Below are 20958 nucleotides of genomic sequence, written 5' to 3'. Positions count from 1 at the left end.
ATGCGCAGCCTACGGCGAGATTCTGACCGACAGTTTCGCAAACGACGTGCTTCGGATGCTCAGCGGCATCGGGCTCGCCGACTACTACCCGCAACTGGGGCAGCCCGACCAGGTCGTTGCTATCTCCCTGCGCGGGCTGCGCCCCTGAATCCCGTGCACCTCGCCGCCGTGGGGGCGTAGCCTTGCGCTCGCCGGTTCTCTGAGGGGTGGTTGCCATGGATTCGGACCCGTCGGTCTTGTCGATCCGTTCGAGCGGGTCCGTCCTGTCGATCGGCTCGAAGAACTCGGTGCTGTCGATCGGCAGTGTCGGCTCGGCGCTGTCGATCGGGTCGATCGGATCCTTCGCCTCCGTGCTCTCCATCGGTTCCGCGCTGTCCATTGTGGGGATCCTGTCGTGGCTGTCGATCGCGTCCGTGATGACCTCACGCCGGAACGCCCTCCGCCGCGCGGCGGCTCGCCCACTGCGTGTCGCACCTCTCGCCCGATCCCGCGGCGTACAGTGACCCCGTGACCGACGACACCCCCATCGCCTACACCGCCCTCCAGAAGGGCACTCCGGTCTTCACCGCCGACGGCGCTGAGATCGGGAGGGTGGAGCATGTGCTGCAGGACAGCACGATCGACCTGTTCGACGGCCTCGCCGTGAAGACCTCGGCGGGCCTGCGCTTCGTGGATGCGGACGTCGTGGGGCGGATCACGCCGAGCGCCGTGCACACCAGCCTGACGGACGACGACGCGGCCGCGCTGCCGAAACCGCAGGGGAACGAGGTGCTCGACGCCGATCCGGAGGAGTACGACGGCAACGGGCTGAGCGCCTGGTGGGGGCGCACGTTCATGCGCGAGCACTGGATGCGGCGGAAGGGCTAGGCTCCCGTCCCTCGGCGCGGCGGAGGGCGCGAAAGCGGCGCCGGAGCAACTTCCTTGGGGAGGGTTCCTACTGCCGACGCCGCTGAAGAATCGTGACGTACCGGTTCCCAGACTCGGCTAAGAAACGACGCGGCTAAGAAACGACGCGGCGAGCACGCGGATCCCGAGCGTGCGGATCCCGAGCGATGGCATCCACGGTAACGGACGCTCGCACCGGCGGGGGAGGACGATCGGGGCCGCTACTCCTGGAACACCCCGAGCATCCGCTCCCGGTTGTCGCCGAGGGCCCGCTCGCAGCCGGACACGCAGTGCACATCCTGCGGGGCCGTGCGGAAGCCGGCCTGGCCCGGCGTGCCGAGCATCTTCACCGTGCCGTTCATGCGCTTGCCGCAGACGGGGCAGTCCGCCGTCCGCAGCTCGATTCTGATCGCCATGCGTCCACGGTATGCCCCCCGTTCGCGGGACACCGGCGGCCACGCGGAGGAGTCCCGGACCCGGGACGGAGGCCGCGCGCCCTTGCCGTAGACAGGGCGGTCTGGGATGCTGCTCGCAGCATCCCGGCGCGAACCTGTTCGCTCGGTCGGGCGGAGCCGGGCGCGCCTGAACGAGAGGAGCGATCATGTCGAATCCAGGACAGCCGACCGTGCAGGAGGGCGACACCGGCGACGCCGTCAAGCGCGCGCAACGAGCGGTGCGGCGCACGCCGAACCTCGGCATCGTCGTCGACGGGATCTTCGGGCCGGCGACGAAGGCCGCGATCGTCGACTTCCAGAGCGGCGCCGGCGTCGTGCCGGACGGGATCGTGGGGCCGCTCACCTGGGCGGCCCTGCCGGACGGCGGGCCGATGCCGGTGCTGAGCGAAGGGTCGACGGGCGCGGTCGTGTCCAGCCTCCAGACCGTCCTCACCAACGGCGCCGACCAGTGGGGCGGCGTCACCCCGGGCGGGATCGATGGGATCTTCGGTCCGCACACCCGCGCCTCGGTGGAGGCCTTCCAGGGCTGGGGTCACGTCACAGTGGACGGCGTGGTCGGCGACCAGACCTGGAGCGTCTCGCTCGCCGCGGCCAGCGCGACGCTGGAGACGGCGGTGGGGCTGGGGTACGTCGTCTCCTGAAGGAAGACGCGCCGAAATCTCCTCCCGAACGGCGTCCGGAAGGAGATCGAGCGCGTGTCGGGCCCCGACCTCCTGCGGGACGCGAGCGCGGAAGCGGGCGCGTGAGCGTGGCTAGCTGGCGGCCTCCTCGGGGGTGGGCGGCGCCGGGATGCGGGCGCGTCCGATCGTGGCGACCCCGGCCGGCCTGAACAGCTGCTCGCCGAGCGACTCGATGCACATGCGCAGGCAGCCGGTGAGGACGCTCGCGTCGCCGTACTGCGAGCCGCGCAGCCGGGTCTCGATGGGCCGGTCGTTGGTGGCGAGCTTCCGCTCGAGCGCGGGGATGAGGAGGTCCTGCAGGGTGCCGAGCGAGCCGCCCAGGATGATCTCCTCCGGCGCCAGCAGCCACGCGATCAGGGTGACGCCGGTGCTGAGCGCGCTCGCCAGGCGGTCGACCTCCTCCAGCGCGTGCGGCTCGCCCGCGCGGGCCGCGGTCACCAGCGCCCAGGTCGCCGCGTGGCCGGGCGCCAGCTCGTCGTCGAGGTCCACGAGCAGCGGGCTGACCAGGTCGTGCAAGCCCAGGTCGCGCGCCCAGCTGACCTCGCCGGCCGCGCCGTCGCGGCCGCGGTACAGCTCGTTGCGCAGCACCAGACCGATACCGATGCGCTCGCTGTCCGAGAAGATGTAGGCGAAGTCCTGCACCTCGCCGTCGCGCGACCACTTCTCGCCGAGGGCGGCGATCTTCGCGTCGTTCTCGACCCGCACCGGGCAGTCGAACAGCTCGCCGACGGCGTCGCGCAGGGAGAAGCCGGTCCACTCGGGCATGGTCATCGGGAGGTCGACCATCCCGTCGTCGCGGACGATGCCGGGGGTGGAGACGGTGACGGCGACGACAGCCGACCGCTCGACGCCGGCCTCGGCCAGCACGCGCGTCACGCAGTCGTCCAGCAGGCTGAGGCGCTGGGCCCGGGAGGTCTTGATCGGCAGCGGCACCCGCAGGTCGCCGAGGATGGTGGTCGCCAGGTCGGCGACCGTGGCGTGGATCTGGCCGGCCTCCAGCTGCAGCGCGACGACGCACGCGGCGTCGTACCGGAACGCGAACGAGCGCGCGGGGCGCCCGACCGTCCGGGTGTCGGGGGAGGCCGCGGCCAGCTCGACGACCCAGCCGGATTCCATCAGGTCGTCGAGGATCAGCTCGATGGTCCGGCGGGACAGGCCGGACTCCTGCTGTAGCGCGGTCATCTTCGCCGGACCGGTGCGGTACAGGATGCCGAGCGTGCTGGCGGCGTTGCGCTGCCGCATCTCCGAATGATCCATGTCTGGTCTACCCCTTCGTGCCAGTGCCTGATCTTACGCGAGAAAAAATAGTTTTGCTATTACCGCGCATAATTGCTAACGTTCCCGTTCAACAGCGGAAAGCGACTGTGCTTCCTCCGCCGAGAGCTTCGAAGAAGAAGGGTGAGCGTTGACTGTTCAGAAAGACCGGATCGGTGTCGGCATCGTCGGCTGCGGCAACATCTCCGGTGCGTACTTCCGCGGGCTGGAGCGGTTCGACGGCCTCCGGATCGTCGGCTGCACGGACCTGAGCCAGGAGCTCGCACAGGCGGCGGGGGAGCGCTACGGCGTCCCCGTCTTCGCGAGCGTCGAGGAGCTGGCCGCGGCGGAGGGCGTCGACATCCTGGTCAACCTCACCCCGCCGCTGGCGCACGAGAGCGTCACCCGCGCCCTGCTCGCGACGGGCAAGCACGTGTTCACCGAGAAGCCGCTCACGGCCTCCTTCGCCACGGCGGCTCCGCTGGTGGCCGAGGCCCGCGAGCGCGGCGTGCTCTTCGGCTCCGCGCCGGACACGTTCCTGGGCTCGGCGGGTCAGACCGCCCGCGCCGCCGTGGACGAGGGCCTGATCGGCGAGGTGATCGGCGCGAGCGCCTTCGTCACGCACAGCAAGGCCGAGCTCTGGCACCCGGACCCGACCTTCCTCTTCATCCCCGGCGGCGGCCCGGCGCTCGACATGGGCCCCTACTACATCGCCGCGCTGGTCAACCTGCTCGGCCCGGTGGCCAGCGTGTCCGCCCGCGCCCGGATCGGCAGCACCGTCCGCCCGGTCTCCACCCCGGAGCGGCGGGTGGAGTCCATCGACGTGACCATCCCGACGCACGCCTCGGCGACGCTGGACTTCGCCTCCGGCGCGATCGGCACGGTGCTCGCGAGCTTCGACGTCTGGGATCACAACCTCCCGTTCATCGAGCTGTACGGCTCGAAGGGCACGCTGAGCGTCCCCGACCCCAACAACTACGACGACGCGGTTCGCGTGCGCCTGCATGGAGAAGGGGAGTGGCGCGAGCTGCCTCCCGTCATCGACGGCTTCACCGACGGTCTCCTGGAGGAACTGCTTCCGCTGCGCGGCCCCGGCGTCGCCGACCTCGCCGCCGCGCTGACGGGCGAGCCGCACCGCACCAGCGCCGACTTCGCCCTGCACGTGCTGGAGGTGCTCGACGCGATCGCGAACGGCACCGACGGCGTCCACACCCTGACCACCACCTGCGAGCGCCCCGCCCCATCCACGGGGACCTGGCGCTCGGCATCCCTCGAGGAGACCGCGATCGCATGACCGCCAGCACCGCAACCACCACCCGCGCCTTCGGCGTCGACCTGATCACCTTCTTCGACCCGGGCTTCTGGGGCCTCACCGGCAGCGCGGAGCTGGAGGCCCTCGCCGCCGCCGAGCCGCGCCGCGTCTGGGACACCATCCTCGACGCCCTGCAGGAAGCCGGCGTGACGGAACTGGAGATGACCTTCCCGCCCGCCGACCGCCTCACCGCGATCGCCGCCTACGGTTCCGTCGAGGCCTTCGCCGCCGAGCTGGAGCGCCGCGGCCTCTCGGTGGTCAGCGCCTACTTCGCCGAGATCGAACACGCGGAGGATGTCACCGATCCGGCCACGCGCGCCGCCATCCTCGCCGCGGCGGAGACCGAGGCCGCCTTCCTCGCCGGGATCGGCGCGTCCTACCTGGTCGCAGGGCTCCCGATGCGCCGCAACAACGCGGAGGGCGACGGGCTCGCCCCCGTGGACCTCGCCACGGCGCTGCCGATCGCCGGCATCGCCAACGAGGTCGGCGCGATCACCGCCCGGCACGGCGTGACGCTCGCGCTGCACACCGAGAGCCACTCGGTGTTCTGGACGCCGCGGGATGTCGACCTGTTCCTGCTGCTGACCGATCCGTTCCTCGTCGCGTTCTGCCCGGACACCGGCCACATCGTGCTCGGCGGGGGAGACCCGGTGCAGCTCGTCTCGCGCCACCGCGAACGCGTCGTCATCGCGCACTGGAAGGACGCCGCGGGCGCCTTCCGCGAGAACGCGCTCGTGGACGAGGGCATCTGGGAGCGGCACCGCCCGTACTTCCGCGCGGCCGGCCAGGGCATCGTCGACTGGCCCGCGTTCGCGGCCACTCTCGCGGAGATCGGCTACGAAGGCGGCATCCTGCTGGAACTCGACGCCGCCTCCGATCCGGTCGGGCAGCTCATCGCGGCGCGCAACTACCTGGAGGACGCCACCGCCGGCATCCTCTGACCGACCTCCACCGCCACGAGTGGATCCATGCACCAACAACAAGGAGAGAATGACGTGAAAGACTCACGCAGCACCAAAGGGCAACGGCGCCGCTCCATCGCGCGTCGGACCACCATCGCGGTCGGAGCAGCCGTCGCGGCGGCTGTCGCCCTGACCTCGTGCTCCCTGTCGCCCAGCGCCTCGGGCAGCGACAGCAACACCCTGACCGTCGCGATCTGGAAGGGCTACGGCGCCGACCTGCCCTGGGTCGCGACCGACTTCAAGAAGGAGACCGGGGCCACCCTCAAGTTCCAGTACATCGACTCCGAGTCGAACGAGCTGCAGCTGGTGAGCAAGGCCAACGGCGCGATCGACGTGGCGCTGCCGAACATCCAGTACATCGGGCAGGGCATCGACCAGGGCATCTTCCACGAGCTGGACACCTCCAAGCTGACCAACTACAACGACCTGTACTCCGACTTCTCCGGACGCAAGGAGATCCGCAAGGACGGCAAACTGTACGGCGTCCCGTGGACCTGGGGCAGCACCGGGCTGTTCTTCGACGGCAGCAAGGTGACGCCGACGCCCGACTCGCTCAGCGTGCTCTGGGACCCGAAGTACAAGGGACAGATCGCCCTGATCGACGACGCCACCGTGCTCGTCCCGATCACGGCCATGTACCTCGGCGAGGACCCGCAGAACCCGGACATGGCGAAGGTCACCCCGGCCCTGCAGAAGCTGAAGGACAACGCGAAGCTGCTGTACTCGTCGACCGACGACCTCGCCAAGGGCATCGCCAGCGGCGCCATCGTCGCAGGGATCGCGAACTCGGACGGCATCGGCGGCCTGGTCGCCGGCAACGCGCCCGGCACGGCGAACTTCAGGTACGAGATCACCAAGGAGGGCGCGGTCGGCTGGATCGACAACTGGGCGATTGCGGCCAAGACCAAGAACCTCGACCTCGCGTACAAGTGGCTCAACTACATGACCGGCAAGGACTTCCTGACCAAGTGGGCGAACACTCCCGCCGACTCCTCGCCCGCCCCGGCGAACAAGTCGGTCGTCGCGTCGCTCGAACCGGCCACCCTGGACCGCCTCCAGGCGAACCCCGACAAGATCTCGAGCCTCGCGCTGCAGCTCCCGCAGCCCGCGGACCGGCTCCAGTCGTGGGTCGACGCCTGGACGCAGGTGAAAGCCGGCTCCTGATGACCACCGCCCCGCTGTCTCTGGCCCGCCGTCCCCGGCGGCGGGCCAGAGGGGCCCTGGGCACGGGCTTCCTGCTCACCCCCGGCGGCCTCCTGCTCGTCCTGTTCGCCCTGCTCCCGCTGGTGGCGCTGCTGATCATCGGGTTCACGAACGGCTCCGGCAGCCTGACCGTCGAGAACTTCGCCGAGATGTTCTCGAGCCCGGTGTACATGTCGTTGCTGGGCCGGACGCTGCTGATCGCGTTCGGCGTGACGGTGGTGAGCATCGCGCTGGCGTGGCCGGCGGCGTGGGCGCTGGCCCGGTACACCAGCCCGCGGGTGAAGCCGTTGATCCTCGGATTCGTCATCATCCCCTACATCACCTCGCAGTTGCTGCTGATCTACGGGTTCGTCAGCCTGATCCAGGCCGGTGGTCCGGTGATGTCGCTGCTGTCGGCGATCGGGCTGGCGGACCCGCAGGCGTCGATCATGTACACCCCGGCGGCGAACATCCTGATGCTGGTGCAGGAGTCGATCCCGACGGCGATCCTGGTGATGTATTCGGCGTCGGAGCAGATCAGCGGCTCCGTGCTGGAGGCCTCCCGCACGCTGGGCGCGTCGAAGGGCTTCGTGTTCACCCGGGTGATCTGGCCGCTGTCGACCGCGATGATCGGGGTGAACTTCGCCCTCACCTTCGTCCAGACCGTCGGCGCGTTCGCCGAGCCCGCCATCCTCGGCGGGCCGAACGGGCAGATGCTCGGCAACACCATCTCGGCCCAGCTGTCGGCGGGCGTGCACCAGCAGTTCGCAGTGGCGATGTCGCTGGTCCTGCTGGTGACGTCGCTCGCCATCGTCGGCGGGGTTACGGGGCTGCTCACCTGGTCGCGCAACGCCCTGTCCGGTGTGTCGAAGGCGGGTCGTCCGAAGGCCGAGCGTGTGCTCGCGCAGGCGCGGCTCGCGGAGGACGCGCTGACCACCCAGGACGCCCTCGCGAACCACGAGGTCGTCTCGACGGCCGCCCCCACGGCGGCCTCCACGGCCTCCCCTACGGAAGGAGCGCTCCGATGAAGACCGCCGTGCTGCCCCGGATCATGAAGGTCTGGCTCTACGTGCTCCTGGTCATCCTGGCGCTGCCGCTCCTGGCCATGACGGCGCTGAGCCTCAACCAGTCCCGGTACGGGACGTTCCCGTTCCACTTCACCTTCGACTGGTACGCCAACCTGGCCAACGACCAGGCGCTGGTGGACGCGCTGCTCACCAGCCTCAACCTGGCCACGCAGGCGACCATCGCCGCGGTGATCGTCGGCACCCTGCTCTCGCTGGGGATGGCGCGCGCCCGGGTCTTCATCACGGCCCCGATCAACAGCCTGCTGCTGGCGCTGCTGACCGTCCCGGCGCTGATCCTCGCCGCCGGGTTCGTCGTCGTCTTCGGCTGGCTGGGCCTGGGGTCCAGCACGATCGGGCTGATCCTCGCGTCGATCGTGACTTCGCTGCCGTTCGTGGTGCTGATCGTCTCGGGCCGCCTCCGCGACCTGAACCCGCACTACGCCGAAGCCGCGCACTCGCTCGGCGCCGGGCCGGTGCGGACGTTCCTCACCGTGACCGTCCCCCTCATCGGGCCGTCGATCATCGCGGGCGGTCTGCTGGCGTTCGTGATCACGTTCAACAACTTCGCGATCCAGTTGTTTCTGGCGCCGATCGGGGTGTCGACGTTGCCGGTGCAGATCTATTCGATGGTGCGGTTGGGGGTGACGCCGGATGTGGATGCGTTGGCGACGATCATCATCCTCTCCACGGTGTTGCTGGTGGTCATCCTGAATTGGTTGTCCGGTAACGCCGCCAAGCTCTTCACGACTTCTACGAACAAAGGAAACTGATGGCCGAGCTCACTGTGATGGGTGTGTCCAAGACGTTCAACGGCACCCGGGTGCTGGAACCGTTGGAGTTGCGGGTCGGTGATGGCCGGTTCTGCTGCATGCTGGGCTCCTCCGGGTCCGGTAAGTCGACGCTGCTGCGGATCATCGCCGGGTTGGAGGACCCGGATGGCGGGTCGATCCGGGTGGGGTCGCGGGAGGTGACCCGGGTGTCGGTGGAGAAACGCAACATCGGGTTCGTGTTCCAGAACTACGCCCTGTTCCCGCACCTGAGCGTGCTCTCCAACGTGATGTATGGGCTGCGGGCCCGGCGCACCCCACGCGCGGCGGCGAAGCGGAAGGCGGAGGAGATGCTCGGGTTGGTGGGGTTGGGCGACTTCGGGGGTCGTTCCCCGGCCCAGCTCTCCGGCGGGCAGCAGCAACGCGTCGCCCTCGCCCGGGCGCTGGTGACCAGCCCGGATCTGCTGCTGCTGGATGAGCCGTTGTCGGCTTTGGATAAGAAGATCCGGGGGGAGATGCAGCGCGAGCTCAAACGCATCCACCGGGAGACCGGGTTGACCACGATCATGGTCACCCACGACCAGGAGGAGGCGATGGACCTGGGCGATCAGGTGATGATGCTGGACCACGGGGTGGTCCAGCAGAACGACACCCCCGAAGCGATGTACCGGGCGCCGGGGAACCGGTTCGTCGCCCAGTTCCTCGGCGGGCAGTCCCTGGGCACCGGCATCGTCCACGGTTCCGGCCCGACCGCGACCGTGGAGATCGGCGGCCTGTCGCTGACCACGTCGCAAGACGACCTCCGTCACGGCGACCGGGTGGATGTGCTGGTCATGGCCGAACGCGTCCGCATCCTGCCCGAGGACGCCGCGACCACGGCGGGGTCGGCTTCGGGTGTGCTGGGCGCGCTGGACTTCTTCGGCCCGTTCGCCCGCGCGGAGATCATCGCCGGCGACCTCCGCATCCCCGTCACCATGCTCTCCCAAGCCGCCGACGCCCTCACCCCCGGCCAACACGTCCACTTCACCATCGCCCCCGAAGGCCTCCACGCCTTCACCCAGACGCACGCCGCCTGACCCCCGCCATCGCTTCCTCACTTTCTCCCGCAACACACCCTGCGGTCGCGGGAGAAAGTGAGGAACGGATGGCGGCGGCGCGATCGGCACCGTCACCGCCGGAACGATCGTGCCCGCCGGTTCCGTCGCAATCCGGTGAAGGCCACCGCCACGCCCGCGGCGACGATGACCGCAAGCCCGGTCGCCATCACCTGAGGAGCTGCGGCTCCCGCGATCCGTGTGGAGAGCAGCAGCCCGCACACGGACGTGAACACGGTGTTGCTGAGCAGTTGAACGACGCTGATGCCGGCAGACGCTTGTGCGGACTCTCCCTCGTCGCGGCCGGTCGACATCGCCGCCACGGCCAAATGCGGGAACGCCATTCCCACGCCGGCGCCGATCGCCATCAGCGCTGGGAGCCACCACAGCATCCCGAATCCACTCGTCGGCGGCGTCACGGCCAGAGCGACGAAACCGGCGAGGGTCACGACCGGGCCGACGGTGCGCACAGTGCGCTTGGTGCGCTCGCTCGCGACGGAAGCGCTCAGGAACTGGGCGGTCGTCCAGCCGACGGAGGGAACGGCTCCGAGATACCCTGCCGCGAACGGCGGCAGGCCGCCGAGGGTCTGACCGAAGAGGGGGATGAACGCCTCGATCATCACCGACCCGGCCAGTACCGCGACGAGGAGGTAGATCCAGCGCAGATCGGACCCGCGCAGATACGTCGCGCGCGGCAGGAGGCTCGTCTTCGAGCGTGCATCGACGATGACGAACATCCCGAGCAGGACAACGCTCGCGGCGAACCAGCCCAGTCGCGCCGGACCGTCGAAGAGGGCTGCGGCACTGAACCCGGATACCGCGAGCAGGACGATCAGGAGCGAGGGGACCGCGATCGAGCCGCGGTGGCTGCCTCCACCGCTCCGGCCACCGCCGGCGGTCTTCACGGACCTCTGCGCTTGGAGAGCCAGCGCGAGGGCGATACCCGCCAGAAGGACGAACGGCAGGCGCCACACGTCGGCCGTACCGAAGAGGCCGCCGACCGCAGGGCCCGCGATGCCGCCGACTCCCCACATCGCGGAGACAAGGGCGGTGGCTCGCCCCCAGAGCTCCGCGGGAAGCGTGATGCTGACCGCCACATAAGCGAGAGCCGAGAGCAATCCGCCGCCGAATCCCTCGGCCGCCCGACCGGCCACGATGACCTCCATCGTCGGCGACACGGCGATGAGGACGGACCCCGCGGCGAAGACGAGGAAGCCGAGCAGGTACGACGCACGGATGCCGAACCGCGAAGCCAACGCGCTCGCGCTGGCGGAGCCGACGATGGACGCGGCGAGGAACGCGGTGTTCACCCACGCATACAGGCGGTCTCCGTGCAGCTGTTCGGTCATCGCAGGCAGCACCGCACCGGTGATGTACGTCGTGATCGCGTAGAGCGCGATGCTGCCGCTGAGGACGATGACGATGCGTCCGTTCGCGCCCCTGAAGAGCGCCCGCCAGGAAGGAGCCGATGTTGTCTGGGTGGTCATGTCTGTCAGCGTAGGATCTCAACTATGGTTGAGATCAAACGGCCCAAGCCGACGGACCTTCTCACCATCGGGGAGGTCGTCAGGCGAACCGGAGTCAGCGCCTCCGCGCTGCATTTCTACGAACGCAAGGGCCTGATCCACACCCAGCGGACGCCGGGCGGCACCCGCCTGTATCCACGGCACATGGAACGCCGGATCGCGATCATCCAGGTGGCCAAGCGGCTCGGAATCCCGCTCAGCGAGGTAGCGGAGCAGTTCGAGTCCCTTCCCCGCGACCGGATGCCTTCACTCCGGGACTGGAACCGCCTCAACGAGCACTGGCGCGCGAAACTCACCGCCCGTCAGCGTGAGCTGGAACGCCTGCAGAGCGAGATGAGCCAGTGCATCGGTTGCGGGTGCGTCTCCCTCAGTGTGTGCCTCGTCATGAACCCCGGCGACGTCCTCGGGAAAGACGGCCAAGGCGCCAGGCGCCTGCCGCCCTTCGTCGACGAAATGGGATGACCGCGCTGAGCCAGACAGCAGTACCCCCGCTGGGCCAGCGGGATGCGGAAGCATTCGTCCCCCGATAGAGTGTCCCCGTCGCACCCTTCAGGTGACCAACCCCCGCCCCGAGAACCCGAGGAATCCACCATGGCGTCCGCCCACGACTTCTTCCTGCTCGGCGACCACGAGGCCGCCAAGCAACTCGTCACCTCCGCGCTCCAGGCCGAGGGCTTCACCGTCACGACGACCCCGTCCGGTGGTCTGCTCGCCAAGCGCGGCAGCGCCGCCCGAACGTTCTGGCTGGGTGCGATGGCGGGCAAGAACTTCCAGGTGTCCTTCCTCGTCGACTTCATGGTCGATCAGCAGGGCCGCCTGGTCGCGCGCCTGAACCGCAACATGGTGTCAGGGGCGTTGAAGGGCGGAGCGATCGGCGCCGCCAAAACGGACACGGCGTTCCAGGAGACTGCCAACGCCATCGCTGCCGCCGCCCACCCCGCCGGCATCCTCGGCGACAGCATCTCCCAGAACTAGCCACCTCACCCACCCCACAGATCGGAGTCACCTCACCATGACCGACCAGAACCCGAACGCCTACCCACCGGCCGCGCCTGCCTATGCCCCGTACCCGGCGCAGAAGAGCGGCACCAACGTGTTGGCGATCATCGCCCTCGTCGGCGCGTTCGTCTTCCCGCTCGCCGGTGTGATCTGTGGGCACATCGCCCTCGGTCAGATCAAGCGCACCGGCGAAAGCGGCCGAGGCCTCGCGATCGCCGGCCTCGTCATCGGCTACGTCTACATCGCCTTCGTCGTGCTCTTCACCGTCCTGACGATCGTGTTCGCCGCTTCAGCCGGGTACTCCAGCTCCTCCTACTGACCGGCACCCTCGAAGCCCCGGCGCCGCGCCCCGCCATTACCCTCGCGCGGACGCCGGGGCTTTTCACTGAGAGCCGCCGACCTCGGCCTCGTCCGCGAACAGCCCGCTGCGCTCGCTGACGAACGATATCGTCGATATGTCGCCGTTCCCGCCGCGATAAGCGACATTCCGGCGCGGATCGCGTGACGGCTACGCGCGGTGGACGGTGCGGCCGCCGACGACGGTTTCGACGACGGTCGCGGTGTCCAGGCCGCGTCCGTCCGAGATGTCGCGGTCGAGGAGCACGAGGTCGGCGGCGAAGCCCGGCGCGAGCCGGCCTGTGGTGTCCTCCAGCCGCCCGACCCAGGCGGCGGTTCCGGTGTACGCGTCGAGGACGGTCACGAACGGCAGTGCCTCGGCGGCGAGCAGCGGTTCGGTGAGCGCCTGCCCGGTGGCGTGCGGGTCGGTGGAGGGCGCCAGCCGGGTCGTACCGGTGTGCATCGCCCAGAGCGGGTTCGGGGCGGACACCGGCCAGTCGCTGCCGCCGACGATGCGGGCGCCGTGCCGCCGCAGCGACTCGAACGGGAAGTGCCTGCCCGCGCGGTCGTGGCCCATCATCGGCAGCTTCCGCTCCACGATCTCGGTGTCGGTGCGCGCCCAGAGCAGCTGCGCGTTCGCGGTCACGTCCAGCGCCGCGAAGCGGTCGAAGTCGGCCGGGTCCACCACGTCGAGGTGGGCGAGCTGGTGGCGCCCGCCGTCCGGCCCGTTGACGGCGCGCGCGTGCTCGACCGCGTCCAGGCATTCCCGCACGGCCCGGTCGCCCACGGCGTGCAGGTGCACGTCGAATTCGCGCGCGTCCAGCTCGGCCACGATCGTCTTCAGCAGCTCCGGCGGGACGAAGGAGTCGCCGCGCTCTCCCGAGCCGTCGGCGTAGTCCTCCAGCAGGGCGCCGGTGTGGTTCTCGATGACGCCGTCCTGCATGATCTTGACGACGCCGGCCGTCACGCCGGGGACCTCCGCCGCACGCGACCGCCGCGCGACCAGCTCGTCCACCTGCTCGAGCCCGCGATCCCGGTCCCACCACTGGCAGAGCACCACGCGCGCGGTCAGGTCGCCGTGCGACGCGAGGGCGAGGTAGCTGTCGAAGGAGTCCGGCCCGAGCTCGCTCGTGCCGACGGCGGCGTCGTGCCAGGTGGTGATCCCGACGGAGTGCAGGCGCTGCTGCGCGGACAGGATCGCCTCCTCCAGGAAACCGGGCGGGGGCGGCGGCGTGATCGCCGCGAGCGCCTGGACCGCGGTGTCGAGCAGCACACCCGTCAGCCGCCCGGCGTCGTCGCGCACGAACCGGCCGCCGAGCGGATCGGCCACGTCGTCGCCGACGCCCGCGGCCTCCAGCGCCCGGGAGTTCACCCAGACGCCGTGACCGTCGTGGCTGGTGAGGATGACCGGCCGGTCGGGCACGATGTCGTCGAGCAGCTCCCGGGTGGGGAAGCCGCCGGGGAAGACGTCGCCGTACCAGCCGACGCCGACGATGACGCCGAGCTCGGGATGAGCGGCGGCGTACTCTGCGATGACCCGGCGGTAGGCGGCGGCGTCGTGCACCGGCATGAGGTCGATGCCGAGCAGCGAGCTGCCGGCCATCGGCGGGTGAACGTGCGTGTCGTGGAAGCCGGGGAGCAGGGAGCCGCCCGCGGCGTCCCGCACCTCCGTGTCCGCGTCGCGCAGCGCGGCGAGCTCGTCGTCCGTGCCCACGGCCGCGATCAGGCCGTCCCGCACCAGCACGCCGCCGTCTCGCCAGACCCCGTCCCCGAGGTACAGGCGGGCGTTCGTGAAGTGCAGACTCGTCATCGGCGTCCCTTTCGCGTATCCGACCAGTCTCGACGCACGGTCTGGATCACGCAAATAGTTTCGGCTGGATCAGTTCATCATCCATGCAGATGTGTGATGCGCCTGAAACCTGCCCGAAATCCGGAAGCCTCCTCGACCCCTCAGGACCGCAGCGGCTCCGGGTTCAGCGCCTCCGCTACCACCTGGGCCGCGATGTCGCTCACCGCGCGCGCCCGCGCGGTCGCCCGCACCGAGCGCATCGCCGCGAGCACCACGGGCAGGGCTGGGACGCTGTCCGCGATCGGCAGCGCGGCCACCCGCTCGCCGTCGTAGCTGAAGTCGTGCCGCGGCCGCTGGTTGAGGATCGAGAAGCCGTGACCGTGCGCGACGAACGCGCGCACGGTCTCGTAGTTGAGCGAGCGGTGCCGGATCTCCGGCTGGAGCCCGGCGCCGGCGAGGATGCCGAGGAAGTACTCCCGGCTGTGCGGCAGGTCGAGCAGGATCATCGGCTCGCGCGACAGCTCGCGCAGGAAGACCTGCGGCGAGGACGCCAGCGGGTGGTCGGCCGGCAGGATCACGTGCGGGGGAGCGTCGGAGAGCACGGCGGTGCGGATGTCGTTGCCGAAGCCGAAGTCGTAGCCGATCAGCAGTTCGACCCGGCCGCTGCGCAGCGCCGCCCTGGCGCCGTCGGTGTCCAGCTCGTCCACCTCGATGTCGAGGTAGGGGTGCTCCGCCCGCACGCGGCTGACGATCGCCGGGAGGATGAAGGGCGCGAGCGTGACGAAGCAGCCGATCCGGATGGTGCCGCGGACCTGGTTGTCGATCCCGCGCGCGGTGTCGAGCGCCTCCTCCAGGTTGAGCAACAGCGCCCGCGCGTCGCCGAGGAACTGCTGCCCGGCCGGCGTGAGGGTCAGTCCGCGCGAGCGCTGCCGGATGAAGAGCTGCGCGCCGACCTGCTGCTCCAGCTGCGCGATGGCGGACGAGACGGCGGACTGGGCGACGAAGAGCTCCTCGGCCGCGCGGGTCATCGAGAGGTGCGTCGCTGCCTCGATGAAGTAGCGGAGCTGCGCGAGCGTGACGTCGGGCTTCTTGCTCATGGCCGGCCTCCGTCGGTCCGCCGATGTGACGGCTGTGTTTCGGTCCTGTTACTCACGGCGCTGTATCTCGCGAAGTGATGCAGTGCTTCAGGCAACCTTACTTGATAGATGCCGCCGGAGAGCAGAAGCTTCTATCCAATCGACGACGAGGAGCACATCATGACCACAGAGGTCCGCACGGACGCCCTCGGCGTCGAGACCCGCACCATCGACTACATCCCGGAGAACGAGCGGCACGGCAAGGCGCGCAACCTCTTCACGATCTGGTTCGGCGGCAACATCATGATGCTGTCGATCGCGACCGGGCTCCTCGCCACCGCCGTGTACGGCCTTCCGATCTGGGCGGCGATCGTGGCTCTCATCGTCGGCAACCTGATCGGCGGCGTCGTGATGGCGCTGCACGCCGCGCAGGGCCCGCAGATGGGCGTGCCGCAGATGCTGCAGACCCGGGCGCAGTTCGGGTCGTACGGCAGCCTCCTGGTCGTCGTGATCGTGGTCGGGATGTACGTGGCGTTCTTCGCCTCGAACGTGATCCTGGGCGGGCAGGCGCTCGACTCCCTCGCGCATCTGGGCACGTTCTGGTCAACCGTGATCGTCGGCCTGATCAGTGTATTCGGCGCCGTCTTCGGCTATCGGCTGCTGCACGTCTTCGGCACGGTGATGAGCGTCGTCGCCGGCCTCACCATCGCCATCGTCTTCATCTACATCTTCGCCGCGGGCACTCTCCCGGCGAGCGCCATCAGCTACGGCTCGGTGACCGCCACCGGCATCATGGGCACCATCTCCGTCGCGGCGCTCTGGCAGATCGCCTACGCGCCGTACGTGTCGGACTACACCCGCTACATGCCGAAGGACACCGGCGTGCGGGCCGCGTTCTGGGCGACCTTCGCCGGCTGCGTGGCCGGGTCGGTCATCCCGATGGTGCTCGGCTCCATCGTCGGCGCGGCGTTCCCGAAGGACGACGTGGCGACCGGGCTCAGCGCCCTCATCCCCGGGATCGCGGGGCTCGCGATGCTGGTGTTCGGTGTCGGCATCAGCGTCAGCAACGGGATGAACCTCTACTGCGGCAGCCTCGCCATCATCACGATCGGGCAGACGCTGTTCCCGAAGTGGATCCCGCGGGCCGTCACGCGTGGGGCGATCGCGGTCATCCTCTTCCTGGTCGCGCTCGTGCTCGGCTTCGCGTTCTCGGCCAACTTCCTGGTCAACCTGTCGAACCTGATGATCCTGCTGCTGTGCGTCCTCATCCCGTGGACCGCCGTCAACCTGGTCGACTACTACGCGGTCAAGCACGGCAAGTACGACATCGCCTCGCTGTTCCGCCAGGACGGCGGCATCTACGGCCGGGTCAACCGCAACGCGGTGATCTGCTACGTGCTGGGCATCCTCATCCAGCTGCCGTTCATCAACACGGCGTTCTACACCGGCCCGATCGCGACCGCGCTCGGCGGCGTCGACATCTCCTGGATCGTCGGCCTGGCCGTGATCTGCCCGCTCTACTACGCGCTCATGAAGTGGGCGCCGTCGAAGGCGCCCGCCGTGGCCGCCGCCTCCCTCACCACCCCCGTCGCAGGAGCAGAATGACCCTCCGTCCAGCAGCCCAGCCCGCCGCCGAGTACGACTACGTCGTGGTCGGCGGCGGCACGGCGGGCGCCATCGTCGCCGCCCGCCTCTCCGAGCATCCGGGTGCCACGGTCGCCCTCCTGGAGTGGGGACCCAGCGACCGCGACGAGGGCCGGGCCCGCGAGATTCGGCGCTGGGAGGAGATGATCGAGAGCGAGTACGACCTCGACTACCGCAGCGTCCCGCAGGAGCGCGGCAACTCCGCCATCCGGCAGTCCCGCATGCGCATCCTCGGCGGCTGCTCGACCGCGAACACGATGATCGCGTGGCGGCCGCTCGCCGCTGACCTCGATGAGTGGGTGGAGGCCGGGGCCGCCGGCTGGGACGCCGCGAGCTTCCAGCCCTACTTCGACCGGCTCGCCATCCCGGTGCATCCCGTCGCCGCCGCGGACCGCAACCCGTTCGTCGCCGACGTGGTCGCCTCCGCCGTGACGGCGCTCGGCCTCCCGCTGCAGGAGCGCTGGAACGACGGCCGCACGGACACGCTGGCACGCGGCGCCGGGTTCTTCGAGGTCGGCTACGACCCGGAGACGAACGTGCGCGGGTCGAGCTCCATCCACTACCTGCACGAGGTGATGGACTCGCGCCCGGCGCTCGAGGTCATCACCGGGGCGCGGGCCTCGCGGATCGTGGTGGAGGCCGGCCGCGCCGTCGCCGTGCACTACAGCGACGAGTCGGGCGCTCTGCACGAGGTCCGCGCCCGCCGCGAGATCGTGCTCGCCTGCGGCGCCATCGACACCCCGCGGCTGCTGCTGCTCTCCGGGATCGGGCCGTCATCGGTGCTGTCGGCGGCGGGCGTAACCCTGGTGCACGACCTGCCCGGGGTGGGCGAGAACCTCCAGGACCACGCCGAGGGCCTGGTCGTTTGGGAGGCCGTGGCGCCTCCGCCCAGGGTGTCCGCCTCCGGCTGGGACGCCGGCGCGATGGTCGGCGTGGACGGCGACCCGACGAAGCCGGACGTCCTCATGCACTTCCCTGTGGAGCCGGTGGTCGACCACCCGCGCGCCCGCGGCGTCTCGTTCCCGGAGTCCATCGTCGCGATCGCGCCGAACGTGGCCAAGCCGCACAGCCGCGGCCGCGTCACCATCGCTTCCGCCGACCCGGACGAGCCGCCGGTGATCGACTACCGCTACTTCACGGACGCGGACGGGCACGACGAGCGGATGCTGGTGGCCGGGGTGCGGCTCGCCCGCGAGATCGCGGCGGCCGAGCCGATGCGCAGCCACCTGGTGCGGGAGGTCTTCCCCGGTCCCGACGTGCAGACGGACGAGGAGCTGTCTGCCGTGCAGCGCGACATCCACCAGACGGTGTACCACGTGAGTGGGACGTGCCGGATGGGCGCGGCCGACGACGAGCTCGCGGTGGTCGACCCGGAGCTGCGGGTGCGCGGGATCGACGGGCTCCGCATCGCGGACGCGTCGGTGTTCCCGACCCTCACGTCGGTGAACCCGGTCATCACGGTGATGATGGTGGCGGAGCGGGCGGCAGAGCTGGTGGCGGCCGTCCCGGCCTGACGCGTTCCTCGGGCGCAGCTAACGGAGGACATCCCAGCCATTCCGGCCGGGATCTCCTCCGTTGCCTGCGTTGGAGCGGCGTGTCGCCCCGGATGTCCTCCGTTACCGACCGCTGTCGCCCGCGGAGGACATCCCCCGCCTGCGGCCCCCAAACGCAGCGAACGGAGGAGTTCCCGGCAGCTGCGACCGGTATCTCCTCCGTTCCCTGCGCGCGGCCGGCGTGTCGGCCCGGATGTCCTCCCTGCCGACCGCTGTCACTCGCGGAGGACATCCACCACCTGCGGCCCCCGAAAAGCAGCGAACGGAGTAGTTCCCGGCACCTGGGACCAGTATCTCCTCCGTTTCCTGCGTGTGGCCGGCGTGTTGGCCTGGATGTCCTCCGTTGGACCACAGCTAACGGAGGAGATACCGGCCACCGGAGTCGGGATGTCCTCCGTTCCCTGCGCGCGTCCGGCGTGTCGGCCTGGATGTCGTCCTTTGCCCACCGGCGTCGGGACGGAGGACACCGAGCCGCCGGAACGCAGTGAACGCAGGAGATCCCGGTGACAGTGACCGGATCTACTCCGTTGCCTGCGCTGGGCCCGCCTGGCCGGATGTCCTCTGCTGGCGACGGATGTCGCAACGGAGGACATCCACCGCTCGCCGGCGCCGAACCGCGGCTGACGGAGGTGATCCCAGCCACCGCCACCGGGAAGTCCTCCGTTCCCTGCGCGTGGCCGGCCTGTCGGCCCGGATGTCCTCCGGTGCCGACCGGTGTCGGGAACGGAGGAGATCGGCTTGCCGCGGCCCCGGAAACGCAGTGAACGGAGGAGATCCCGGCCGGGTGGGCCGGGATCTCCTCCGTTCGCGACGGCGCGCGCCTCAGTCGCGCACCGGCTCCAGCAGCACCTCCGGCCCCGGGTCGACGCGCCGGTCGCGGGACCGCTGCCAGAAGTACCCGGCCAGCGCCAGCACGGTGATCACGATCAGCGTCCCCACCGTGAACCCTTCGAAGGTGGGCCGGTCGACGCCCCAGGTGGAGAGGAAGTCGTACTTCACCCCGAGCAGTCCCTCCAGCGTCCCCGGGAAGACCGCGACCCACGACCCGAGCAGCACCCACGCGTAGATCACCACGACGGCGGTCCACAGCCCGGCGCGGCCTCCCGGCACGCGGAACGGGCGCTCGACGTCCGGGTACTTCTTACGCAGCCGCACGATCGACGGGAAGATCACCAGGTACGACAGCAGCAGGGTGGAGATCGCGACCGTCAGCACCACCGTGAACACCGCCGCCGTGCTGCCCTTGAGCAGCAGCGTCGCCGCGATGCAGAAGACGGTGGCCACGATCCCGGAGAGCAGGTTCATCCGCACCGGGGTGCCGAACCGCTTGGAGAAGACGCCGAAGTAGCGGAAGAACGCACCGTCCGCGCCCGCGGCGGCCTGAACGCGGTCGGAGGCGATCATCCACGCGCTCGCCTGGGTCAGCACCACGAACACGAACAGCAGCGCGGCGATGAACATCACCGGGCCGGTCGCGATGCCGTAGACGGAGAAGACCTCCTTGAAGGCGTCGAGGAGGCCGCTGGCGCCCTGCACCTTGTTGGCCGGCAGCACGGCCAGGATCGCGAAGATGGGCACGAGGTAGCAGAGGATCGAGATGATGCCGGAGGACGTGATCGCCCGCGGGACGTCGCGCTGCGGGTTGCGCATCTCCTCGGCCGCGCCGTTCGGCGCCTCGAAGCCGACGACCGCGAAGAGGATGACCGGCGTCACGGCGAGGAACCCGCCGAGCGTCGGCGAGAAGGCCCCGGCGGCGTACCCGTGCACGCCGTTCTTCATCGCGTAGACGGCCACGGTGACGACGAACACCACCAGCAGCAGAATCTTGATGATCGCGCCGGCCGCGACGATGTGCTTGCCGTACTGGAGGCCGATGATCGCCGTGCCGATCGCCAGCCAGATGAACACCAGCTTGAACACGATGTCCCCGGCGCTGCCCTCCGGCAGCGGGGCGATGTACGCGCCCCAGGTCGCGGCGGAGATGAACACCAGCGAGCCGCCCATCCAGAGCGGGTTGGTGATCCAGTAGAACAGCGTCGCGATCGCCGCGGTCAGCTTGCCGAACGCCAGCCGGACCCAGACGAAGGGTCCGCCCTCGTCGTGGAAGGTGCTGCCGAGCTCGGAGATCACCAGGGCGTACGGGAAGAGGAAGGTGATGCCGATCACGGCGGTCCAGGTGAACGCCTCGGCGCCGCCTCCCGCTGCGATCTGCGCGACCGTGTCGATGGAGATGACCGCGCTGATCGACAGGAAGACGATGTCGAGCCGGCCGAGCGTCTTGCGGAAATGCTGGGTGCGGATGTTCGAGGTCTGGAGCTTGGTATCGGTCATCGGGGACTCCTTCGTCCTTGCATTCTCTCGGGTGGGAGTGGGTGGG

20 protein-coding genes are annotated in these 20958 nt (G+C 69.7%); 14 read left to right on the top strand and 6 right to left on the bottom strand.

What is annotated here, in order from left to right:
- Window positions 1-215 precede the first annotated feature (215 nt).
- Entirely contained in the window at window positions 216-503 is a 288-nt protein-coding gene (locus HNR13_RS16025; RefSeq protein ID WP_179607377.1) for a hypothetical protein, read from the top strand.
- 4 nt (window positions 504-507) lie between these two features.
- The gene (locus tag HNR13_RS16020; protein WP_179607375.1) at window positions 508-867 is read left to right on the top strand and encodes a hypothetical protein; all 360 of its coding nucleotides are present in this window, start codon (window positions 508-510) and stop codon (window positions 865-867) included.
- 239 nt (window positions 868-1106) lie between these two features.
- Here HNR13_RS16020 and HNR13_RS16015 read toward each other — a convergent pair whose 3' ends face one another.
- Window positions 1107-1301, bottom strand: coding sequence for a hypothetical protein (locus tag HNR13_RS16015; RefSeq protein ID WP_179607373.1), 195 nt, complete (start codon window positions 1299-1301; stop codon window positions 1107-1109).
- Between the two features lie 185 nt (window positions 1302-1486).
- On the opposite strand from HNR13_RS16015, the gene HNR13_RS16010 reads away from it, so the two are divergent.
- The gene (locus tag HNR13_RS16010) at window positions 1487-1981 is read left to right on the top strand and encodes a peptidoglycan-binding domain-containing protein (RefSeq protein ID WP_179607371.1); all 495 of its coding nucleotides are present in this window, start codon (window positions 1487-1489) and stop codon (window positions 1979-1981) included.
- 111 nt (window positions 1982-2092) lie between these two features.
- Here HNR13_RS16010 and HNR13_RS16005 read toward each other — a convergent pair whose 3' ends face one another.
- Window positions 2093-3262, bottom strand: a complete 1170-nt coding sequence (locus HNR13_RS16005; protein WP_179607369.1) for an ROK family protein — start codon at window positions 3260-3262, stop codon at window positions 2093-2095.
- A 163-nt stretch (window positions 3263-3425) separates the two neighbouring features.
- Here HNR13_RS16005 and HNR13_RS16000 point away from each other — a divergent pair, with 163 nt between their 5' ends.
- Genes HNR13_RS16000 through HNR13_RS21900 form a run of 6 tightly spaced genes read left to right on the top strand, consistent with a single transcriptional unit; the run spans window position 3426 to window position 9640 of the window.
- The gene (locus HNR13_RS16000; RefSeq protein ID WP_179607367.1) at window positions 3426-4568 is read left to right on the top strand and encodes a Gfo/Idh/MocA family protein; all 1143 of its coding nucleotides are present in this window, start codon (window positions 3426-3428) and stop codon (window positions 4566-4568) included.
- Window positions 4565-5527: a sugar phosphate isomerase/epimerase family protein gene (locus HNR13_RS15995; protein WP_179607365.1), complete on the top strand. Its 963-nt coding sequence runs from the start codon at window positions 4565-4567 to the stop codon at window positions 5525-5527. The genes HNR13_RS16000 and HNR13_RS15995 overlap by 4 nt, the downstream gene beginning before the upstream one ends.
- Window positions 5528-5581: 54 nt before the next feature.
- Window positions 5582-6712, top strand: a complete 1131-nt coding sequence (locus tag HNR13_RS15990) for an extracellular solute-binding protein (protein WP_179607363.1) — start codon at window positions 5582-5584, stop codon at window positions 6710-6712.
- Window positions 6712-7758: an ABC transporter permease gene (locus HNR13_RS15985; RefSeq protein ID WP_179607361.1), complete on the top strand. Its 1047-nt coding sequence runs from the start codon at window positions 6712-6714 to the stop codon at window positions 7756-7758. The genes HNR13_RS15990 and HNR13_RS15985 overlap by 1 nt, the downstream gene beginning before the upstream one ends.
- The gene (locus HNR13_RS15980; RefSeq protein WP_179607359.1) at window positions 7755-8567 is read left to right on the top strand and encodes an ABC transporter permease; all 813 of its coding nucleotides are present in this window, start codon (window positions 7755-7757) and stop codon (window positions 8565-8567) included. Before HNR13_RS15985 ends, HNR13_RS15980 begins: the two co-directional genes overlap by 4 nt.
- On the top strand, window positions 8567-9640 hold the full coding sequence (locus HNR13_RS21900) for an ABC transporter ATP-binding protein (protein ID WP_179607357.1): 1074 nt from the start codon (window positions 8567-8569) through the stop codon (window positions 9638-9640). Before HNR13_RS15980 ends, HNR13_RS21900 begins: the two co-directional genes overlap by 1 nt.
- Before the next feature lie 92 nt (window positions 9641-9732).
- Here the strand turns inward: HNR13_RS21900 and HNR13_RS15970 are convergent, their stop codons facing one another.
- Window positions 9733-11145 (bottom strand): MFS transporter, encoded by a 1413-nt coding sequence (locus HNR13_RS15970; protein WP_179607355.1) that lies wholly within the window; start codon window positions 11143-11145, stop codon window positions 9733-9735.
- A 24-nt stretch (window positions 11146-11169) separates the two neighbouring features.
- Between HNR13_RS15970 and soxR the strand changes: the two genes are divergently transcribed.
- The 3 genes from soxR (at window position 11170) to HNR13_RS15955 (ending at window position 12502) form a co-directional block, all read left to right on the top strand.
- Window positions 11170-11646: a redox-sensitive transcriptional activator SoxR gene (soxR, locus tag HNR13_RS15965; protein ID WP_179607353.1), complete on the top strand. Its 477-nt coding sequence runs from the start codon at window positions 11170-11172 to the stop codon at window positions 11644-11646.
- A gap of 129 nt (window positions 11647-11775) precedes the next feature.
- Window positions 11776-12159 carry a hypothetical protein gene (locus tag HNR13_RS15960; RefSeq protein WP_179607351.1) on the top strand — a complete coding sequence of 128 codons (384 nt, stop codon included), beginning with the start codon at window positions 11776-11778 and terminating at the stop codon, window positions 12157-12159.
- Window positions 12160-12196: 37 nt separating this feature from the next.
- Window positions 12197-12502 carry a DUF4190 domain-containing protein gene (locus HNR13_RS15955; RefSeq protein ID WP_179607349.1) on the top strand — a complete coding sequence of 102 codons (306 nt, stop codon included), beginning with the start codon at window positions 12197-12199 and terminating at the stop codon, window positions 12500-12502.
- 189 nt (window positions 12503-12691) lie between these two features.
- Here the strand turns inward: HNR13_RS15955 and HNR13_RS15950 are convergent, their stop codons facing one another.
- The gene (locus tag HNR13_RS15950; protein WP_179607347.1) at window positions 12692-14329 is read right to left on the bottom strand and encodes an amidohydrolase; all 1638 of its coding nucleotides are present in this window, start codon (window positions 14327-14329) and stop codon (window positions 12692-12694) included.
- 140 nt (window positions 14330-14469) lie between these two features.
- Window positions 14470-15405: a LysR family transcriptional regulator gene (locus HNR13_RS15945; protein ID WP_179607345.1), complete on the bottom strand. Its 936-nt coding sequence runs from the start codon at window positions 15403-15405 to the stop codon at window positions 14470-14472.
- A gap of 159 nt (window positions 15406-15564) precedes the next feature.
- Between HNR13_RS15945 and HNR13_RS15940 the strand changes: the two genes are divergently transcribed.
- Together HNR13_RS15940 and HNR13_RS15935 are read left to right on the top strand one after the other, a co-directional pair.
- Window positions 15565-16989, top strand: coding sequence for a purine-cytosine permease family protein (locus tag HNR13_RS15940; RefSeq protein ID WP_179607343.1), 1425 nt, complete (start codon window positions 15565-15567; stop codon window positions 16987-16989).
- Window positions 16986-18542 (top strand): GMC family oxidoreductase, encoded by a 1557-nt coding sequence (locus HNR13_RS15935; protein ID WP_179607341.1) that lies wholly within the window; start codon window positions 16986-16988, stop codon window positions 18540-18542. The genes HNR13_RS15940 and HNR13_RS15935 overlap by 4 nt, the downstream gene beginning before the upstream one ends.
- Window positions 18543-19403: 861 nt before the next feature.
- Here the strand turns inward: HNR13_RS15935 and HNR13_RS15930 are convergent.
- Entirely contained in the window at window positions 19404-20912 is a 1509-nt protein-coding gene (locus tag HNR13_RS15930) for an APC family permease (RefSeq protein ID WP_179607340.1), read from the bottom strand.
- Window positions 20913-20958 lie beyond the last annotated feature (46 nt).

The sequence above is a fragment of the Leifsonia shinshuensis genome (assembly GCF_013410375.1).
GTDB lineage: Bacteria > Actinomycetota > Actinomycetes > Actinomycetales > Microbacteriaceae > Leifsonia > Leifsonia shinshuensis.
This window is presented reverse-complemented; position numbering and strand designations above follow the sequence as displayed.

What these genes read in the sequence shown, in the direction of transcription:
- HNR13_RS15940 (WP_179607343.1), top strand. Translation starts at nt 15,565, where the DNA reads ATGACCACAGAGGTCCGCACGGACGCCCTCGGCGTCGAGACCCGCACC.
- HNR13_RS21900 (WP_179607357.1), top strand. Translation starts at nt 8,567, where the DNA reads ATGGCCGAGCTCACTGTGATGGGTGTGTCCAAGACGTTCAACGGCACC.
- HNR13_RS15945 (WP_179607345.1), bottom strand. Translation starts at nt 15,405, where the DNA reads ATGAGCAAGAAGCCCGACGTCACGCTCGCGCAGCTCCGCTACTTCATC.
- HNR13_RS15995 (WP_179607365.1), top strand. Translation starts at nt 4,565, where the DNA reads ATGACCGCCAGCACCGCAACCACCACCCGCGCCTTCGGCGTCGACCTG.
- HNR13_RS15970 (WP_179607355.1), bottom strand. Translation starts at nt 11,145, where the DNA reads ATGACCACCCAGACAACATCGGCTCCTTCCTGGCGGGCGCTCTTCAGG.
- HNR13_RS16010 (WP_179607371.1), top strand. Translation starts at nt 1,487, where the DNA reads ATGTCGAATCCAGGACAGCCGACCGTGCAGGAGGGCGACACCGGCGAC.
- HNR13_RS16015 (WP_179607373.1), bottom strand. Translation starts at nt 1,301, where the DNA reads ATGGCGATCAGAATCGAGCTGCGGACGGCGGACTGCCCCGTCTGCGGC.
- HNR13_RS15935 (WP_179607341.1), top strand. Translation starts at nt 16,986, where the DNA reads ATGACCCTCCGTCCAGCAGCCCAGCCCGCCGCCGAGTACGACTACGTC.
- HNR13_RS15930 (WP_179607340.1), bottom strand. Translation starts at nt 20,912, where the DNA reads ATGACCGATACCAAGCTCCAGACCTCGAACATCCGCACCCAGCATTTC.
- HNR13_RS16025 (WP_179607377.1), top strand. Translation starts at nt 216, where the DNA reads ATGGATTCGGACCCGTCGGTCTTGTCGATCCGTTCGAGCGGGTCCGTC.
- HNR13_RS15955 (WP_179607349.1), top strand. Translation starts at nt 12,197, where the DNA reads ATGACCGACCAGAACCCGAACGCCTACCCACCGGCCGCGCCTGCCTAT.
- HNR13_RS15985 (WP_179607361.1), top strand. Translation starts at nt 6,712, where the DNA reads ATGACCACCGCCCCGCTGTCTCTGGCCCGCCGTCCCCGGCGGCGGGCC.
- HNR13_RS15950 (WP_179607347.1), bottom strand. Translation starts at nt 14,329, where the DNA reads ATGACGAGTCTGCACTTCACGAACGCCCGCCTGTACCTCGGGGACGGG.
- soxR (WP_179607353.1), top strand. Translation starts at nt 11,170, where the DNA reads ATGGTTGAGATCAAACGGCCCAAGCCGACGGACCTTCTCACCATCGGG.
- HNR13_RS15960 (WP_179607351.1), top strand. Translation starts at nt 11,776, where the DNA reads ATGGCGTCCGCCCACGACTTCTTCCTGCTCGGCGACCACGAGGCCGCC.
- HNR13_RS15980 (WP_179607359.1), top strand. Translation starts at nt 7,755, where the DNA reads ATGAAGACCGCCGTGCTGCCCCGGATCATGAAGGTCTGGCTCTACGTG.
- HNR13_RS16005 (WP_179607369.1), bottom strand. Translation starts at nt 3,262, where the DNA reads ATGCGGCAGCGCAACGCCGCCAGCACGCTCGGCATCCTGTACCGCACC.